This window comes from Sphingopyxis sp. BSN-002 (assembly GCF_022024275.1).
GTDB lineage: Bacteria > Pseudomonadota > Alphaproteobacteria > Sphingomonadales > Sphingomonadaceae > Sphingopyxis.
The window spans coordinates 1,815,530-1,831,260 of record NZ_CP091804.1 but is presented as its reverse complement, the minus strand read 5'-3'; the positions used below and the strand labels follow the sequence as shown (position 1 = coordinate 1,831,260).

The 15,731-nt window shown below is 64.8% G+C and carries 11 protein-coding genes; 4 read left to right on the top strand and 7 right to left on the bottom strand.

The features are described 5' to 3' along the window. Window positions 1-2: 2 nt before the first annotated feature. Together L7H23_RS09015 and L7H23_RS09010 are read right to left on the bottom strand one after the other, a co-directional pair. On the bottom strand, window positions 3-413 hold the full coding sequence (locus L7H23_RS09015) for a polymer-forming cytoskeletal protein (RefSeq protein WP_237839183.1): 411 nt from the start codon (window positions 411-413) through the stop codon (window positions 3-5). Next, window positions 394-1,602, bottom strand: coding sequence for a M23 family metallopeptidase (locus tag L7H23_RS09010; RefSeq protein WP_237839027.1), 1,209 nt, complete (start codon window positions 1,600-1,602; stop codon window positions 394-396). Before L7H23_RS09010 ends, L7H23_RS09015 begins: the two co-directional genes overlap by 20 nt. Before the next feature lie 232 nt (window positions 1,603-1,834). Here L7H23_RS09010 and L7H23_RS09005 point away from each other — a divergent pair, with 232 nt between their 5' ends. After that, the gene (locus L7H23_RS09005) at window positions 1,835-3,241 is read left to right on the top strand and encodes an isoprenylcysteine carboxylmethyltransferase family protein (protein WP_237839025.1); all 1,407 of its coding nucleotides are present in this window, start codon (window positions 1,835-1,837) and stop codon (window positions 3,239-3,241) included. Window positions 3,242-3,277: 36 nt separating this feature from the next. Here L7H23_RS09005 and L7H23_RS09000 read toward each other — a convergent pair whose 3' ends face one another. From L7H23_RS09000 to L7H23_RS08980, 5 genes are all read right to left on the bottom strand, one after another. Continuing rightward, on the bottom strand, window positions 3,278-5,539 hold the full coding sequence (locus L7H23_RS09000) for a TonB-dependent receptor (protein WP_237839023.1): 2,262 nt from the start codon (window positions 5,537-5,539) through the stop codon (window positions 3,278-3,280). A gap of 158 nt (window positions 5,540-5,697) precedes the next feature. Continuing rightward, entirely contained in the window at window positions 5,698-7,071 is a 1,374-nt protein-coding gene (locus tag L7H23_RS08995) for a glutamate--cysteine ligase (protein WP_237839021.1), read from the bottom strand. A gap of 51 nt (window positions 7,072-7,122) precedes the next feature. Next, window positions 7,123-9,471, bottom strand: coding sequence for a Calx-beta domain-containing protein (locus tag L7H23_RS08990; protein WP_237839020.1), 2,349 nt, complete (start codon window positions 9,469-9,471; stop codon window positions 7,123-7,125). Beyond that, entirely contained in the window at window positions 9,471-11,381 is a 1,911-nt protein-coding gene (locus L7H23_RS08985) for a proprotein convertase P-domain-containing protein (protein WP_237839018.1), read from the bottom strand. The genes L7H23_RS08990 and L7H23_RS08985 overlap by 1 nt, the downstream gene beginning before the upstream one ends. A gap of 160 nt (window positions 11,382-11,541) precedes the next feature. Then, entirely contained in the window at window positions 11,542-12,285 is a 744-nt protein-coding gene (locus L7H23_RS08980; protein ID WP_237839016.1) for a 16S rRNA (uracil(1498)-N(3))-methyltransferase, read from the bottom strand. Between the two features lie 206 nt (window positions 12,286-12,491). Here L7H23_RS08980 and L7H23_RS08975 point away from each other — a divergent pair, with 206 nt between their 5' ends. Genes L7H23_RS08975 through L7H23_RS08965 form a run of 3 tightly spaced genes read left to right on the top strand, consistent with a single transcriptional unit; the run spans window position 12,492 to window position 15,726 of the window. Continuing rightward, window positions 12,492-14,444, top strand: coding sequence for a TadE/TadG family type IV pilus assembly protein (locus L7H23_RS08975; RefSeq protein WP_237839015.1), 1,953 nt, complete (start codon window positions 12,492-12,494; stop codon window positions 14,442-14,444). Continuing rightward, window positions 14,441-15,037, top strand: a complete 597-nt coding sequence (locus tag L7H23_RS08970) for a TadE/TadG family type IV pilus assembly protein (protein ID WP_237839013.1) — start codon at window positions 14,441-14,443, stop codon at window positions 15,035-15,037. Before L7H23_RS08975 ends, L7H23_RS08970 begins: the two co-directional genes overlap by 4 nt. After that, a complete protein-coding gene (locus L7H23_RS08965; protein WP_237839012.1) occupies window positions 15,028-15,726 on the top strand; it encodes a TadE family protein in 699 nt (232 codons plus the stop codon). Before L7H23_RS08970 ends, L7H23_RS08965 begins: the two co-directional genes overlap by 10 nt. The last annotated feature ends 5 nt before the right edge of the window (window positions 15,727-15,731 follow it).

Genomic DNA, 15,731 nt, shown 5'->3' with positions numbered 1-15,731 from the left:
GATCAGAGACCGAGCGACTTGTTCTCGACGACTTCGAGCGGCGGCGGCGACTTCACCGCGCCGGCGCGGCGGTGCGACAGCTTGCCTTCGACCTTGCCGCCATTTTCGATCGTGATCGTTTCGTAGATCACGTCGCCGGTGATGCGCGCGGTCGCGTGGACGATCAGCGTCTTCGCCTCGATCGACCCGTCGAGCAGGCCGGCGATCTTGGCGGTGTCGGCGGTCACCGCACCCTTGATCTCGCTCGCCTCGCCCTGGACGAGGTTGGCGCATTTGAGGTCGCCGTCGATCTTGCCATCGATGTGCAGATCGACGCTCGCCGCGACGTTGCCGGTGATGACGACATCCGACCCGAGGACCGAGAAGGTCGTGTGACGCGCGCCGCTCGCCATCTTAGCGGGCACCTGCGGCATTGCGGGGGGCAGCGAGTGACCCGACTCGCTGTCGAGCGTCGTCTTTGACTTCGAGAACATCGGCTTTGGCCTCCAGGAAACGGCGCGGATTGACCGCGACACCGTTCAAACGAACTTCGAAATGAAGATGGCTGCCGGTCGAGCGGCCGGTCGAACCCATCTTGGCGATCTGTTGGCCGGCGGCGACCTGCGCGCCGACATTGGTCGTGAACGCCGACAAGTGGGCGTAGCGGGTCAGGATGCCCTGGCCATGGTCGACCTCGACGACATTGCCGTATCCCGACTTCTGCCCGACGAACACCACGCGGCCGGGGGCGGCTGCGACGATCGGGGTGCCGATCGGGCCGCGGAAATCGAGCCCCGCGTGCATCGCGCCGGCGCCGGTGAACGGATCGCTGCGATAGCCGAAGCTCGACGTCATCATCAGCACGTCGGCGGGCTTGCCCGAGGGGACGGCGACGAGGGTGCGTTCGAGCACTTCCATGCGGAACAGCGCGCCCTCGAGCGCGGCGAACGAGGCGCCGAGCGTCTTCGCCTTGCCCATCTTGCCGCGGTACGGAATGAAGGGACCACCGCGGCCTGCTGCGGCGCTCTGGACAATGCCCTTGGGATCCATTCCGAGCTGCGCGACGGCGACTTCGGCCTTTGCGGCGCGTTCGTTGACCGCGGCGAGCAGACGCGCGGCATAGCCTTCCTGGCGCTTTTCGATCCGTGCGAGAGTCTGCGCCTCGGGCGGCAGGGCCGGATCGATCGCGCTGGTTTCGAGCGCGGCGGGCTCGGCCGTCGCTTCGGCTCCCGCCTCGACCTTCACCGACGCCGGGTCGACGCCGAAATGATCCTTCGAGATTTCCTCGAGCCGTTCCTGCCGTTCCTCAAGATCGGCGGCGGTTTCGGCAACGCGGTCGCGATATTTGGCGATGCGGGCTTCGGCTGCGGCTGCGGCGGCCTGCTTCTGCGCGACTTCGGCGCGTTCGCCCGAGGTCAGCAGCTGGTTCGCGAGGATTGCGAGCGTGATGCCCGCCCACAGCAACAGAACCCCGCCGGCGATCAGCGCGACGCGTTTTTGCCAGACAGCGGAGATACGCAGGAAACGGACGTGTCCGTGCGTGCGAATGAAGATTTCATGGTCCTGAAACAGCGCAGAAACGCGCTGCCGCAAATCGCGCAGGCCCGTTGTTTTCGAAGACAAGTGGCGACCCCATCTTGTTGTTCTGTGGAGCCCTCCGCCCCGACTTGCTGGGCGCCTTATCAGCGCAAGGGGGTACTTGCGAATCTTTGGGGGACGACTCGCGCCGAGTCGAAAAGGACTCGCGGTGAACGGTGTCATGGGGTGCAACTAGTGCCATTTTGGGAGGATTTCCGCCCGCGAATCGCCCGTTAACATTGACGGCTTGCTTACCATTTCGCGCTAGGGGAGAGTGGTGACCTATATGCCCGAAATCACCCCCGCCAAAGGCGCAAATGCCGTGGAAGAACAAGTGCCTGTCAGCCGCCAGCGGCCGCGCTCGGCGGTCAGTGCCGGGGTCGGCATCGTCGGCCTGATCGGGCTGATGTCCTATCTGCTCATTGCGCGCTACGCGCCCGAGATCGCGGCATGGCTCGGCGTCGACTGGGGGCAGCGCGGGCGGATGGACGGGCCGAATTCGGCGATCGCCAGCGTGCTCGCATGCGGCATTCCGATGGTGCTGTGGTCGGTGTTTGTCGACAAGGTGCATCGCAATCCGTCGACCGGTATCGACTGGGCGCAACGCCGGCCGTGGCGCGAGACGCTCGACATCAGCCTGACCAAGCTTGCGGGCCTGTGGGCGACCTGGGCGCTGATCGCGGGCTTCTATGCAACGATGCGCTATTATTGGGAGGGCAATTACGCTTTCTCGATGGACCTGCTCGAGCGCGTCGCGCCGTGGCTGCTGCTGGTTTCGGTGCCCTATATGCTGTGGCTCGACCGGCGGATGATCGAGCCGCGCGACGGCTGCTATCAGTTCGGGCGCTGGATGATTGCGCCGGGGCAGCCGGTCGATGGCCGCGCGATCGCGCATCATTTTCGCGCATGGGGGGTGAAGGGCTTTTTTACCGCCTTCATGCTGTCGATCGTTCCGGGCAATTTCGCGAGGCTGGTCGGGGTCGAGACAAGCGAAGTGCTAGCCAATCCCTACATGACCGGTCTCTGGACGCTCAACCTGCTCTATCTCGTCGACGTTCACGTAGCGACGGTCGGCTATATCCTGACGATGAAGCCGCTCGATTCGCATATCCGGACGGCGAACCCCTATTTCATGAGCTGGATCGCAGCGCTCGCCTGCTATCCGCCCTTCGTCCTGATGAGCGGCGGACCGCTCGATTATGAAGTGAACAGCGCCGACTGGGGCTATTGGCTGGAGGGGCATACGACGCTGCTGACGATCTGGGCGGTCGTGCTCTTCCTGCTCGTCGCGGTCTATGCGTGGGCCACGATGGCGTTCGGCATCCGCTTCTCGAACCTGACGCACCGCGGCGTCATCACCCACGGGCCGTACAAGTTCACGCGGCACCCCGCCTATGTGTCGAAGAATCTGAGTTGGTGGGTCGCCGGGCTGCCCTTCCTCGTTACGGCCGGCGGCGCGATCGAGGCAGTACGCAACACGCTGCTGCTCGCGGCGGTCAGCGGTATCTATTACTGGCGCGCAAAGACCGAGGAGAAGCATCTCCTCGCCGATCCGGCGTATCAGGCGTACTGGAACTGGGCGCAGCAGAATGCGCTGGTGCCGCGGCTGTTCGCGAAGCTGTCGGGCCGCAAGCGCCCGCTCATCCGCCTCGAACCCGACCCGCGGGTCGGGCCGGTCGCCTGATCCGCGCGGGGCGAACCCCGCGCGGATGGCTTTTCGTCAGAATTTGAAGCTTGCCTCGGCGCCCCAGATGCGGGGCTCGTTGACGTAGCTGGTGATATTGTTGAAATCGATGCCGCCGGTCGGCGAGGCGTCGTTGGTGATGTTGCGCACGAACGCCGCGAAATCGTAGCGGTCGGTCTTGTACCCGACGCGCAGGCCACCCTCGATCATCTTGTCGTCCGAGAATTCGACCGACTGATAGAGGAAGAACTGGATCTTCGAGCGATAGTACCAGTCGGTGAACGCGTAGATCGCGCCGTCGCCGACAGGGACTTCATAGCCCGCGGTCCAGTTCAGCGTCCATTTCGGCGACTGCGGCAGCTGGTTGCCGTCGATCGAATAGATGCCGGGGCTGCCCGGACGGACCGGGTCGAGCACGGTGCACGGCGTCGCCGAGCCGCAGCCAGCAACGAAGGCGTTGCTGTCGTCGATCTTGGCGATGTTCCATGCGCCGCCGACCGAGAAGGTCAGCCCGCGAGCGGGTGCCGCCTGCAGTTCGGCCTCGATGCCGTGGCCCTTGGCGTCGACGTTGAGCAGGCTTGCGACGTTCGAGGTGCCGCCGACCGCGGTCAGCTGCAGGTCCTTGGTGTCGAAATAATAGCCGGTCAGGTTGAAGCGGACGCGGTTGTCGAGAAAGGCGGTCTTGATGCCGGCCTCGTACGACATCGTCTCTTCCTGATCGGCGGTCGAGATGCTGCGCGAGAAGGTCAGGCGGCCCTGCACCGACGGCGCGCGATAGCCGCGGGCGACGCGGGCATAGACGGTGAAATCGTCCGACGCCTCATAGGTCGCGCTCGCGTCCCACGTCAGCAGCTTGCCCTTGACCTTGGCGGCCTGCGGCGGAACCGGCGTGTTCGGGTTGACGACGAAGATCGGACGCGTTTCGACCGGACGCGACGCGACGAAATCGCGCGTGTCGTGGTTGTAGCGCGCGCCGGCCTGCAGCTTGAAGCCGTTGTCGAAGGCATAGTTCAGCGAGCCGAAGATGCCGTAGGCTTCGCTGTCCTGGCGCTGCACCGCGATCGCCGACGGGGTCGCGTCGGTCGGGCCGCCGAACTCGAAGCTCGAGATGTCGAGCTTTTCGTCGAAGTAGAAGGCACCGAACTGATAGCCGAGCCCGCCGCTGTTGTTCGACGCGACGCGGACTTCCTGCGTGAACTGGTCGAGGCTCGGGACATTGTCCTGGCTCTGCGCCTGGAACGGGATCAGGCCCGGGCCCGAGACGGGCAGGAACACCGCGCCGAAGCCGCCGTCGATGTCGCCGCGGCTGCGGAAATTGCCGTTCCAGTAGGAGCTGATCGAATAGAGCGTAACAGCACCCAGATCATATTCGAGGTTGAGCCCGACGTTGTAGGTGTTGAGCTTCTGGAAGTTCAGCCCGTCCTGATAGACCTTGTCGCGCTCGAATTCGGTGCCCGCGCCGCCGAGGCCGACGAGGTGATTGCTGCCCGGAACCTGCGTGTTGGCGCGGAAGATGATCGCCGAGCCGTCATAGACGCGGACCTGACCGATCAGGCGGCCGGTGAACGGGCCGCTCTCATATTGCAGCTGAAGGCGCGCGGCGATGTCGTCATAACCGCCGAGATCCTTCTTCTGCGTGGTCGCGATATTGTCGACCCAGTCGTCGCGGTGCTGGAACAGGGTCGAGAGGCGGACCGAGAAGCCGTTGTCGTCGGCGGCGCCCGCCGCGACTTCGACCTGTGACGTGCCGTAGCGGCCATAGCTGGCGCGCGCATAGCCGCCGGTCTTGCCCGGCTTGACGGTGTCGAACTTGACGATGCCCGCCGGGGTGTTGCGGCCGAACAGCGTACCTTGCGGTCCGCGCAGCACTTCGACGCGGTCGAGGTCGAAGATCGGGAAGCCCTTCAGGATCGGGTTTTCGAGCACGACGTCGTCATAGACGAGGCTGACCGGCTGCGAGGCGTTGAGGTCGAAGTCGGTGTTGCCGAGACCGCGGATATAGAAGCGCGGGAAGGTGCGGCCGAACGAGCTTTCGATGTTCAGGCTGGGGACGCGGCCGGCGAGGGCGCGGACGTCCGAACCGGTCGAGGTGATCGCATCGAGCGTGTTGCCCGACAGCACGCTGACCGCGACGGGCACGTCCTGCAGGCTTTCCTCGCGGCGCTGCGCGGTGACGACGATGTCGCCGAGGCCGGTTTCTTCGGCGGCGGGCGCCGTGTCCTGCGCGGCGGCGGGGGCGGCCCAGCCGGCAGCGGCGAGCGAAATGGTTATAGCAATGGCGGAAGGAAAGTGGCGCATGGCAAGCTTCCTGAAACAGAGTTGACGATGGGAGAGGTACGAAAAGCAACCGCTCTTTGGCGCTGAGCGCGTGCGCGATCAATCGCGGAAGCGCGCGCCGTTGACGTTCGTGTCAGCAGTGTTGCCGAATTGCTGCACTTCGGGGACGTTGTTGTCCCTTAGAAGCTCAGTTCGTCATAGATTTTCGAGAGGTCGTGGTTCCACGGACCTTCGTAGCGGTCGAGCAGGTCGTGCGCTGGCGATTTGCCCGACGCGGCGATGCGGCGCAGCGGTTCGAGGAAGCCGACCTCGTTGTCGCCCATCGAATTGACCTCGCCGCGCGAGGCGAGGCCCGCAGCCGCTATGTCGAGCACGCGGTGCGCAAGCTGACCGACGGTGCCGCCGCCGGGCGCCGGGGCGTCGAGGCCTTCGCTCGGGACCGCATCGCGCAGCGTCTGCTGCTCCTCGATGCTCCAGTCCTTGACGAGATCCCACGCCGCGTCGAGCGCGCCCTGATCGTAGAGCAGCCCGACCCAGAGCGCCGGGAGCGCACAGATGCGGTTCCACGGGCCGCCGTCGGCGCCGCGCATTTCGAGGAAGCTCTTCAAACGCACTTCGGGGAAGGCGGTCGAAAGATGGTCGTTCCAGTCGGAAAGCCGCGGTAGTTCGCCCGGCAGCACCGAGAGTTCGCCCTTCATGAAATCGCGGAAACTGAGGCCGGCGGCATCGATATATTGCCCGTCGCGGAAGACGAAATACATCGGCACGTCGAGCATATAGTCGACGTAGCGTTCGTATCCGAAGCCTTCCTCGAACACGAAAGGCAGCATGCCGGTGCGCGCGGGATCGGTGTCGGTCCAGATATGGCTGCGGTACGACATGAAGCCGTTGGGCTTGCCTTCGGTGAACGGCGAGCTGGCGAAGAGCGCTGTCGCGAGCGGCTGGAGCGCAAGGCTGACACGGAACTTCTGCACCATGTCGGCCTCGGACGAATAGTCGAGGTTGGTCTGGATCGTGCAGGTGCGCAGCATCATGTCGAGCCCCATGGTGCCGACGCGCGGCATATGCTCCAGCATGATCTTGTAGCGGCCCTTGGGCATGATCGGCAGCTCGGCGCGCGTCTTGTCGGGCCACATGCCCAGCCCGAGAAAACCGAGCCCCAGTTCGGCGCCGACTTCCTTCACCTGCTTCAGATGCCGGCCGGTCTCGGCGCAGGTCTGATGCAGATTTTCGAGCGGCGCGCCCGAGAGTTCGAGCTGCCCCGCGGGTTCGAGGCTGACGGTGCCGTCGCTGCCCGCGAGCGCGATGACATTGCCGCCCTCGATCACCGGCTCCCAGCCGAAGCGGGTGAGCGCCATCAGAAGGTCGCGGATGCCACCGGGCTCGTCGTAGGACGGCGCACGATGATCGGCGGTGCGATAGACGAATTTCTCGTGCTCGGTGCCGATCCGCCAGCGGTCCTTGGGCTTCTCGCCCTTGATCATGGGGGCCGCGAGCTGGTCGCGGTTTTCAACGATGGGGTCGTTGCTGTCGGAGGCGGTGCGCGTGCTCATGTCGCGCCACTAGACTATTCGGTACAGAATGCAATCGGGGCCGTTGCAGCCCTATTTCACCCGCGCGCGCAGGTTGATCGTAAAGCTCGATCCCGGCGCCATGCTGCCCTTCGGATTGATGCGGATATGCGTGATATTGGCGTCGACACCGTTCGCGTCGGCGACCGGAACATAAGTCCAGCTGACCCCGCCATTGTTCGAGAAGGAGACGTCGTCGGTGGTACTGCCGAGGCTGGCGAAGCTGTAGGTCAGCCCGCTCGATCCCGCGCCGAAGGCGATCGGCCCGGGACCCGGCGCATAGGTGCCGACGAACAGGCTGAGGTTCGCGGGGATGATGTCGGTGACGATCACGCTGCCTGCCGTCGGCGCGGTGCCGGCGGGGGCGGTAATGGTGAGCGTATAGTCGGCGATGCCGCCGGGGATCAGCTTGGGGTTGAGGGCACCGTTGAACGGGTCGCTGTACGCGGTCGAGGTTTTGGCGATCGACAGCGGCAGGACATAGGCGTTGGTGTAGGTACAGGTCGTTGCCGTCGCGCTGCCGGCGATCGTCAGCGTGCGCCCCGTCGCGCCGCTCGCGAGCGGGCTGCCGCCGGTGCATTCGACCGTCGCATTATAGAGCGCGGCGACGGCGCCGCCGCCATATGTCTCGGCCGGCAGGGTCAGCACGTCGCCGGCGCGGACGGAGACATAGGTTCCGGTCGTCGCGGTCGGTGCGGTCGAACTGAACGAGGGATTGGCGGTGCCGCCGGTCGTCGTCGCGCTCGCGATGTGGCCGGTCGTCGCGCCGGTCCAGAGCTTCGCCAGCCGGATTTGCTGCGCGATGCGGCTGTTGGTGAAGGTGCACACGATCGCGGTGTCGGCGGCGTTCACCGTCAGCACGTTGCCCGCGAGCGCGGTCGCATTGCCGGTGCAGGCGAGCGTCTGCGTGTAATTCGCGCCGTTGCCGACGGAGAAGGCCTCGCCGAGCGTCGCGGCCTCGGCCGCATAGACGGTGACGGCGGCATTGGTGTCGGTCTCGGTCGCGCTGTTGGCGACCGAGGCGAGGCTGGCGTTGTTGATGAGTCCGGTCGTCGCGACGGTGACCGCATCGGCAACGAGCGCATTCACCCAGCTTTTGCGCACGACGAGCGTGGCCGACTTGCGGCTGTTCGTCCAGGTACAGGTGAGCGCGCTTCCGGATGGCATGACGACCGTGCGGCTAAGCCCGGTCCCCGACGTTGCGACGACGGCATTGTCACTGTTGCGACGGCATTCGATGCTGCTGTTGTAATTGGCGGCGCTGCCGGCGGTGAAAACCTCGGTCAGCGTCAGCGTCGACCCGGCGATCGCAACCGAAGTGGCGTTGGTCGCGCTTCCGCCGACTGTCGACGAGCCGGCGACCGGGATCAGGCCGCCTGCAATCGACAGGCTGACGGCGTCGTTCGCGATGCCGTTGGTCCACGCCTTCGCGAGCACGACGGGCGAATCATTGTCGGTGATGGTATAGGTGCTGGTGGTGATCGGCGTCCCGCCGCAACTCGCGGTGCTTGCGACCGTATAGCCCGTCCCGCCGTTCAGCGCGATCTGGATCGTCTCGCTGCCTTCGGTTGCGGTGTCGTCGATGACGGTGATGCCGAGCGGGACGGTCGTATTGTTGTAGGTCCCGGCGGGAATCGTGACGGTGAAATTCGCGCCGCCGCCGGGCGTCGTATAATCGGTGCCGAGCGTCGCCGTGCCGCCGGTGATGCTGACATTGACCGTGCGCGCCGTGAACAGCGTGCCGCTGACGCGCAGCGCCGGGACGTTCGCCGACGCGATCGATTCGACGCCGGAGGCGCTCGCCGTCGACATTTCGACGAACGGGTTGAGCGTGATGCGAATGTCGTCGAGGAAATTGCCGTAGCTGCCGGGGTCGGTGGTGATGAACTGGACGCGCTGCACCCCCGACGCGCCGCTATAGGTCGCGCTGCCGGTGTTGATGTTCCAGACATTGTTGACGGTCGAGGCCTGCGTCGCGAGGCTCTGGATCAGCGTCCCCGAACTGTTCGCGATCTGGAAACGTGCTGTCTGCGTCGCCGGACCGCCCGAGCGTGCGCGGTGCGCGAAGGTCCAGCCGATCGTCTCGCCGTTCACCATGCAGATATTCTGGTAGAAGGCGCCGGGGACGTTGGCGTTCATCTCGGCGAATACCGATCCGTCATAGGCGGGGACGCCCTGGAACCCCGTGTCCCACAGCTCGATCTCGCCCGACGCCGAGTCCCAGCCGGCGACCGATCCGTTCGAATAGATTTCGTAGCTCGCGGCGCCCGGCCCTTGCGGATCGTTCGATTCGAACGACGGATTCACGATCACGCGCTGCGCGTGTGCGGGAACCGCTCCGGAAAAGAGCGCCAGAACGGCAAGGGCAGCCCGGATCCGCATCAGTTCACCGTCACGTCGAACAGGATGGCCATCGCGCTTGCAGGGGTCAGCGTCGGAGCGCCGGCCGATACGATCGATCCTGCCCGCGATGCGCCGAAGGGGTCGCTCTCGTCGGCGCCGGCCGCGTCGTCATCCTCGACGGTCGTTGCCCCGGCACAACTCGTGCCGCTGCGCAGCGATCCGGCGACAAAGCTCGTCGTGGCGGGCAGCGGGTCGGAAACGACGACGCTTGTCGCGGTCGCGCTGCCGTTGTTGGTGACGAGCAGGCAATAGCGCATCGTCGCGCCCGGGATTGCCTTGGGGTCGGTCGTGCCGTTGACCGGATCGCTGACGACGCTGCTGGTCTTGGCGATCAGCAGGTTCGCGATCGGGCGGCAGAAGCTGATGTCGTGGATCGCCACGCCCTGCTGTCCCGGATTGGCGGGCGACAGGCTGTAGCTTCCATATTCGATGACGATGCTGTCGACCGGCGAAGTGAAGGTAACGACGACGGTGCCTTCGGCACTGTTGTCCGCCGACAGCGCGTCGCCATAGGCATTGTTGCCGACGACATAATTGGCAACCCCATTGGTCAGGACCGGATAGACTGTCGTGCCGTTATAGGTACCGGTAACCGTGACCCGATCGGCGAATTGCCCGGCGCCGTAGTCGACATCGAACAGGCGGAACTGCGCCCCCGGCACGGCGGTCGGCAAGGTGATCGTCGAGGTCACGGTGCCCGACGGACTGGTGAAATCGACGAGCTCGAAAATCGAATATTGTCCGGTCATTCCGCCGTTGACGACATTCTGCCGCGTCGGCGACTGGCCGCCGTAGGTGGCGTTGCTGAGGAAGCTGCCGCCGCTGATGGCGATGTTGAAGCTGGTCGGCCCGATCGCGGCAAGCGATGCGCTGCCGCTGGTGTTGCCGGCCGGCCACGATACCGTGTCCCAGTCGTGTACCGTCATCCCGACAGGGCAGACGAGCGTCGGCGGGGTTCCCGCAACACGCGTGCCCGAGACGGTGAAGCTTGCCGATGCATAATCATCCTCGCCGCTTGCCCCGTTGCCGGGGGTCGAATCGAAGTCATAGGCCGAGGAAGCGCTGATTTCGGCGCTGTTGGTGACGGTTGCGCCCGAGGTCGCGGCGACGGTGCCGTTGATCGTCAGCGTGCGCGTGGTTCCCGGAGGAATGCTGCCCACGCTCCACACACCGGTGCCGCTGTTGTAGCTGCCGAAGCCCGATGCCGAGGTGAAACTGAAACCGGCCGGCAGCGTATCCTGGACCGTCACGCCGTTCGCCGTCAGCGCCGATGCGCCCGCGTTGGTGACGCTCAGTGTATAGCTGATGCTCGCGCCGAACGCGGGAGATGCGCTGCTCACCGATTTCGACAGCGACAGGTCGGCATAGGGCGAAAGCGGCACGGTCGTCAGATACAGATGCGCGCGCGCGAAGCTGCCGCTGTCGCCGCTCAGCGAATCGCAGATGGAGAGCTGCCACGTTCCTGCCGAACCCTGGCCGTTGAAATCGGCAAGCGAGCCTTCCGGACGGAAGGTCCGCTGATAGGGCGGCGCGGCGGTGGTGTTGTCGTTCGACGTGTGCGTCGAGACGCTGGCCGCCGCACTGTCGTCGAACAGGACGTTCAGATTGTCGGCCGAGGTACCGACATTGGTGATCAGGTTGACGACCGTGCCCGACGGCGAGGTCAGGGTCGCGCGAATGTCGCCGCGATAGGTATGCGTCAGCTGGACGCCGATATTGACGTCGCTGACCTGTGCATTCGGGGCGACGGTGAAGGTGCGTACGAGCGGGTTCGTGCACGGTGTCGCAGTGTCGCTGATCGTCCCCGCGGTCGTGTTCGCATAGGTCGTGCTGGTCTGCGCGGAGGCAGGGGTTGCAACGGCGAGCGCCAGCGCCAGCCAGCCGAGCATGGTCAGTGCCCGTCCTGTCAGCGCTCGCTGGCCCCCACGCCAGCGATCTCGGCTCTGGTCCCGCCGTTGCATGGCCAAGCCTTTGAAGCGATATGACTAATATGGAGTTAAAAGCTGCCAGTTTGGCAGTAATTTTGTCCCGTAATGGAACAGGTCTGTATCAGGCGCGCCAGTCGCCGTGCTGCGCCATCCACAGGCTGACGGCCGCGATCGCCGCCGTCTCGGCGCGCAATATGCGCGGACCGAGCGCAATGCGGCGTACCGCAGGCGTCGCCAATAGCATTTCGCGCTCGCGCACGGTGAAACCGCCTTCGGGGCCGGTCAGGATCGCCGCCGGCGCGGGCGCCGCGACCGATGCCATGGCCGGTCCGCCTTCCTCGTCGGCGAAGAGAAGCGTGCGGGTTTCGTCCCAGTCCTGCACCAGCCGGGGCAGCTTAACCGGCTCCGCGAGTTCGGGCAGCGCGGTGCGTCCGCATTGTTCGCAGGCTTCTATGATCTGGGCCTCGATGCGTTCCTGCTTCACGCGTTCGACGATCGTCCGTTCGGTGATGACGGGCTGCAGCCGGGCGACGCCCAGTTCGGTTGCCTTCTCGATGATCCAGTCGAGCCTCGCCTTTTTCACCGGCGCAAAGCAGAGCCAGAGGTCGGGCACGGCTTCGAGCGGCCGCATCCGGCGTTCGATGCGAATCGTCGCCGCGCGCTTGCCTGCGTCGGCAACGGTACCGAGCCATTCGCCGCTGCGATTGTCGAAGAGCAGCAGCGGATCGCCGACCTTCAGCCGCATCACATTGATCAGATAATGGGCAGCCGACCCCTCGATGACGGGCACGGCATCGGGTCCGAGCGGCTGGTCGACAAAAATGCGGGGCGTGCTGGCGGGTGGCCATGCGGGTGTCGCGGGCATGGCAAGCCGATAGCATAAGGCGATTTCTTGCGCACCCATCGCCGTACACCCGGCGCATCTGTCCCGATACGGGTCAGAATCGGCAGAAAACCGCGCCCGCTGCAAGTGGCGATTAGCAATTTGGTAAGCACTCCTCCCCTAGGTGCAAGGGTACCGGAAGCGCATCTGGGTGGGTGGCGCCTCTGGACCAAGAGGGGTTTTTGACCATGCGAGGGACCTTTATCAGCCGCCTGCGGGCCGGCACCTCGAAGCTGATCCGCGACCAGGGCGGCAATGCCATGATGCTGACCGCAGCCATGATCCTGCCGATCGTGGGCTTCGCGGGGTCGGGCATCGACATCGGCCGCGCCTATATGGCGAAGCTTCGCCTGCAGCAGGCATGCGACGCGGGCGCGCTCGCGGGTCGCCGTTACATGGCGGGCGGCGTCTACACGCAGGCCGCCAAGGACGAAGCGACCAAGATGTTCACCGCGAACTTCTCCGATCATGCCTATGGCAGCAGCAGCGTGACGTTCAATACGGTCGCGGCGGGGACGGCGGACGTCAACGGCACCGCTACCGCGCACATGCCGACGACGGTGATGAAGGTTTTTGCCTTCAAGGGCTTCGACCTGACGGTGAACTGCACCGCAAAGCTCGAAATCTCGAACGCCGACATCATGATGGTGCTCGACGTCACCGGGTCGATGGACACGATCAATTCGGGCGACTCGGTTTCGCGCATCGAGGCACTGAAGGCAGCGTCCGTGTCCTTCTTCGACACGCTGACCACTGCCGACCTCGGCGACGGACGCCTGCGCTTCGGCGTCGTGCCGTACAGCGGCACGGTCAACGTCGGTTCGATCCTCTATTCCGCGAATCCGGCATGGATCGCCGACAAGGCGTCGACTCCTTCGCGCGAAGGCAAGTTCAAGGACGACTGGGGGACGGGCACGTCCAGCGATGGCGCAGTGACCGGCACGACCTATCCAGGCAACGCCGACTCGGGCAGCAGCTGGTCGGCCTGGGGCAATGTGTCGCTGACACAGGCGAACTGTGCGACCCCGCCGTCGGCAGCGGGCGGCGCGGCGACGAAATCGGGCTCGGCTTCGTCGACCCAGACGAGCCAGGTCGTCGATGGCAGCGGAAACAAGGTGACGAAGTACAGCACCACGCAGGACTATACCTACAAGAAATACGAATATCAGTGGGTCAAGGTCAGCGGCACCAACCGCTGCCAGCGGCGCGACCGCACCTATCGCTATACAGAAACCTATCCGACGACGCTGACGCAGCCGCCGATCAAGGTGTTCGACTATTTCGTCTGGACGCAGCGCGACTTCGATGTCGTCGCCGGCAAGAACGGCACGACGTCGATGAGTTTCACCAAGACGGGCGCCAAGGGCGTCGACGAGAGTTTTGCGTGGAACGGATGCATCATCGAGCGCGGCACGAAGCCGTTCACCTCGACGCAGACCGCGCCCGCCGACGCTTATGACATGAACATCGACCTGGTTCCGACAGCGGACCGGAAGACCCAGTGGGAAATGTTCCTTTCGGATGTTGCGTACAGCCGCAGCGGAACCGGGGACCAGACGACCGGCGGTTCGACCAGCTTTGGCAAGAGCGCTGCCGGCGGTTCGGACGTGGCCGCATGCCCTCCCGCTGCAATGAAGCTGACGACGATGACGAAGAATGACCGTGCGGGCTTCGTCAGCTATATCGGCAAGCTGAAGGCGCAGGGTTACACCTATCACGACGCCGGCATGGTGTGGGGCGCGCGCCTGCTGTCGCCCGACGGCCTCTTCAAGAGCGAAAATCTGGAGGCACCCAACAAGCGTCCGATCGCCCGTCACATCGTTTTCATGACCGACGGCGAACCGACCGCGCCGATCTCGAACTTCTCGTTCCAGAGCCAGGAGCAGTCGACCGGCCGTATCGGGGCATCGAGCGATGCCGAGGCGGTCAAGCGGCACACGAACCGCTTCCTCCAGCTTTGCGAAGCGGCGAAGGCGAAGAATATCACGATCTGGATCGTCGGCTTCGGCACGTCGATCACGACGGCGCTGAAGACCTGCGCGACGCCGGGCAAGACCTATTCGGCCGCGAATGCTGCGCAGCTTAACGAGAATTTCCAGGCGATCGCCCGGCAGATCTCGAAACTGAGGCTCTCGCAATGATCCGCCGGTTCGTCTTCGCCCGTCGCCTTGCCCGCAACCAGCGCGGTACGGCCTTCATGGAGTTCGCGCTGGCAGCGCCGCTCTTCCTTCTGCTCACCATGGGCGGGATCGACTATTGCTGGCAGCTCTATGGCCAGCAGGTGCTGCAGGGCGCCGTCAACATTGCCGGACGCTCGGGGACGACCGAGGCCTATGTCAACAATACCGCCGCGCTCGACATCGTAGTGCGCAACAAGGTGCACACGGTGTTCAAGGACGCGCAGGTGAACTTTTCGCGCAGGGCCTATGAAACCTTCAGCGAAGTAGGAAAACCCGAGGCCTTCACCGACAAGAACAACAATGGTCGCTATGACAGCGGCGAATGTTTCGAGGATGTGAACGGCAACGGTGCCTGGGACGCCGACCGCGGCTCAAGCAGCAGCGGCAGCTCCGACGATGTCGTCGTCTATGTCGCGACGATGAAGTACAACCGCATCCTGCCGGTCTGGCGCATGCTTGGCCAGCCGCAGGAAAAGACGCTCGTTGCGACGACCGTTCTTCGCAACCAGCCCTACGCCACCAATACTGCGACGAGTAAGGTGATATGCAGCTGAACCCCCTTCTCCGCCGTGCGAGCGTCGCCGGGCGGCGCGCGATGCGCCGGGCGCGGCTGCTGCGCGACAACCGCGCGACCGTGATGGTCGAAATGGCCTTCTGCGTGCCGCTGCTCGTGCTGATCGCCTTTGGCGGTATCGAGATGTCGAACCTGACGCTCGTCAACACGCGGATCAGCCAGATCGCGTTTAACACGGCCGATAACGCGTCGCGTATCGCCTTCGGCAGCAACCTGTCGCTGCCGCAGGTCCGCGAGGTCGATATCAACGACATCTTCGCAGGCGTTGCGGCCCAGGCGGTCGGACTCGACTTCAAGAAGCACGGCCGGATCATCCTGTCGAGCCTCGAGATGAACCCCGACGGCGGGCAGACGATCAAATGGCAGCGCTGCTATGGCGATATGCCGATCAACTCCAGCTACGGCAAGCAGGGTACCGGCAAGACCGGCACCGCGTTCAAGGGCATGGGACCGGCGAACAAGGTCGTGGCGGCAACCTCCGGCACGGCGATCATGTACGTCGAGATCGCCTATCAATACCAGCCGGTTGCCTATGGCAACTGGCTCGGCCCGCGCACGATCCGCACCGAAGCCGCGTACAACATCCGCGAAGGTCGCGATCTCGATACCAACAATGGCACGGGCGTCATCAATCCCTCGCCGTCGGTGACGCCGTCGACCTGCCCCTGACCCGG

What these genes read in the sequence shown, in the direction of transcription:
- L7H23_RS08970 (WP_237839013.1), top strand. Translation starts at nt 14,441, where the DNA reads ATGATCCGCCGGTTCGTCTTCGCCCGTCGCCTTGCCCGCAACCAGCGC.
- L7H23_RS08965 (WP_237839012.1), top strand. Translation starts at nt 15,028, where the DNA reads ATGCAGCTGAACCCCCTTCTCCGCCGTGCGAGCGTCGCCGGGCGGCGC.
- L7H23_RS08995 (WP_237839021.1), bottom strand. Translation starts at nt 7,071, where the DNA reads ATGAGCACGCGCACCGCCTCCGACAGCAACGACCCCATCGTTGAAAAC.
- L7H23_RS08975 (WP_237839015.1), top strand. Translation starts at nt 12,492, where the DNA reads ATGCGAGGGACCTTTATCAGCCGCCTGCGGGCCGGCACCTCGAAGCTG.
- L7H23_RS08985 (WP_237839018.1), bottom strand. Translation starts at nt 11,381, where the DNA reads ATGCTCGGCTGGCTGGCGCTGGCGCTCGCCGTTGCAACCCCTGCCTCC.
- L7H23_RS09015 (WP_237839183.1), bottom strand. Translation starts at nt 413, where the DNA reads ATGCCGCAGGTGCCCGCTAAGATGGCGAGCGGCGCGCGTCACACGACC.
- L7H23_RS09000 (WP_237839023.1), bottom strand. Translation starts at nt 5,539, where the DNA reads ATGCGCCACTTTCCTTCCGCCATTGCTATAACCATTTCGCTCGCCGCT.
- L7H23_RS08980 (WP_237839016.1), bottom strand. Translation starts at nt 12,285, where the DNA reads ATGCCCGCGACACCCGCATGGCCACCCGCCAGCACGCCCCGCATTTTT.
- L7H23_RS08990 (WP_237839020.1), bottom strand. Translation starts at nt 9,471, where the DNA reads ATGCGGATCCGGGCTGCCCTTGCCGTTCTGGCGCTCTTTTCCGGAGCG.